Below are 2,008 nucleotides of genomic sequence, written 5' to 3'. Positions count from 1 at the left end.
CGCCCCCCGCCGGCCCGCGGCGCCCCGCCCCCCCCAAGCCCAGGGTTTTTACCACCCGGGGGGCCCCGGGGGGGGGGGCGGGGGCCCGCCCGGGGTGGGTGGTGCGGCTCAGCTGGCCTGGCCGGTGGGCATGACCGTGACCTGCTGGAGGTTGACCCGGGGCGGCAGGGTGGCGATGAAGCCGATGGTCTCCGCGACGTCCTCCGGGGTGAGCCACTCCATGGCGGCCTTCGCGCCCTCCAGCCAGTCCAGCGCGCCCTGGTCGGTGACGTGGCTCTGCAGCTCCGTCCCGACGATGCCGGGCTCGACCGCCGACACCCGGACCTTCTTCGCCCCCAGCTCGGCCCGCAGGGTCCGCGACAGCTGGCTGACGTACGCCTTCGTGCCGGAGTACACGGCGAAGGTCGGGAAGATGTTCTGCGCCGCGATGGACGAGGTGTTGATCAGGTCCGCCACACCGCGCTCGGCGGCCGCCTTCACCAGCTGCGGGGTGAACACGCCGATCGCGTTCATCAGGCCGGTGATGTTGAGGTCGATCTGCTGCTTCCACTGCGCGGTCGCCAGCTCCTCGATCGGGGCGGGCAGCATGACTCCGGCGTTGTTCAGCAGCAGGTCGGCCCCGCCGAACTCGGTCTCCACCCGGGCCGCGGCGGCCTGCATCGCCTCGACGTCCGTCACGTCGGCGGCGATGGCGACCGCGCTGCCGCCGTTCTTCTCGATCCGCTCGACCAGTTCGGCCAGCCGCTCCGCCCGCCGCGCCAGGACGACGACCCGGGCGCCCAGCGCCGCCAGCTTCTCGGCCGAGGCCGCGCCGATGCCGCTCGAAGCGCCGGTGACGACGGCGACGCGGCCGGCGAGCGGAAGGGAGGTGGTGTTCGTGGACATGTTTCTTACCCTCCAGGGGCGTCGGGATTCGATCGGCCGCTCTCCGTCGGCCGCAGATCCAGTACAGCCCCGGGCGGAGCCCCCCGGGACGCCATACCTGGCCCTGCCCTGACAGGTACCGGCAGGACCACCCAGGACCGCCCGCCGCGCCGCGACACCGCCGACAATGGAGCCATGGACCGCACCAAGGAGATCGCCGGGTTCCTCCGCTCGCGCCGCGCCCGGGTCACCCCCGAGGACGCCGGGCTGCCCGCCGACGGGCGGGTCCGCCGCGTCCCGGGCCTGCGCCGGGACGAGGTGGCCCGGCTGGCCGGGGTCAGCACGGAGTACTACACCCGGCTGGAGCAGGGGCGGGCCCTCCACCCCTCCGACGAGGTCGTCGAGGCGATCACCCGCGCCCTGCGCCTGGACGACACCGAGCGCGAGCACTTCGCCGACCTGCTCCGCTCCGACTCCCGCCCGGCCGCCCGCCGCACCCCGGCGGCGGCCCAACGGGTTCGCCCGGGGCTCTACTTGATGCTGGAGACGCTCGACCACGTGCCCGCCTTCATCCTCGGCCGACGCACCGACGTCCTGGCCTCCAACCGGCTCGCCCGGGAGGTCCTCACCGACTTCGACGCCCTGCCCGCGAACCGCCGCAACATGGCCCGCTACTACCTGCTGGACCCCAAGGCCCGGGAGACGGTGGGCGATTGGGAGCGGCTCGCCGCCGAGACGGTGGCCATGCTCCGGTTCGAGGCGGGCCGCTACCCCCAGGACCGCCGGCTCGCCGACCTGGTCGGCGAACTCACCCTCCAGGTGCCGGAGTTCACCGGCTGGTGGAACGACCACCGGGTGCTGCGCCGCACCCACGGCGCCAAGCACTACCACCACCCCCTGGTCGGGGACCTGCACTTCTCCTACGAGTCCTTCCAGGTGCCGGGCGACGCGGAGCAGACGCTGTGCGTCTACAACGTGGAGCCGAACTCCCCCACCGCGCAGTCCCTCCGGGTCCTGGCCAGCTGGACGGCACCCACGGTTCCGACTCCCTAGGTGTACTGACCACGGAGGTTGGTGACGGGGTTCACGGCTGGGTGATCTTGAAATGAGTGAGGGCCTTCTGGCTCGGTGTGGATTGCGACAT

At 72.9% G+C, this 2,008-nt stretch carries 2 protein-coding genes; one reads left to right on the top strand and one right to left on the bottom strand.

All coding sequences use genetic code 11. The annotated features are described in order from the left end of the window. Positions 1-108 precede the first annotated feature (108 nt). Entirely contained in the window at positions 109-885 is a 777-nt protein-coding gene (locus ACFC1T_RS19210) for an SDR family oxidoreductase (RefSeq protein WP_375890065.1), read from the bottom strand. 174 nt (positions 886-1,059) lie between these two features. On the opposite strand from ACFC1T_RS19210, the gene ACFC1T_RS19205 reads away from it, so the two are divergent. After that, the gene (locus ACFC1T_RS19205; protein ID WP_375890063.1) at positions 1,060-1,917 is read left to right on the top strand and encodes a helix-turn-helix transcriptional regulator; all 858 of its coding nucleotides are present in this window, start codon (positions 1,060-1,062) and stop codon (positions 1,915-1,917) included. Positions 1,918-2,008: the final 91 nt, after the last annotated feature.

Origin of the sequence: Kitasatospora sp. NPDC056076, from assembly GCF_042266305.1 — a bacterium.
Classification (GTDB): Bacteria; Actinomycetota; Actinomycetes; order Streptomycetales; family Streptomycetaceae; genus Kitasatospora.
The sequence above is the reverse complement of the archived record's forward strand: the minus strand, read 5'-3'. Positions and strand labels throughout refer to the sequence as shown.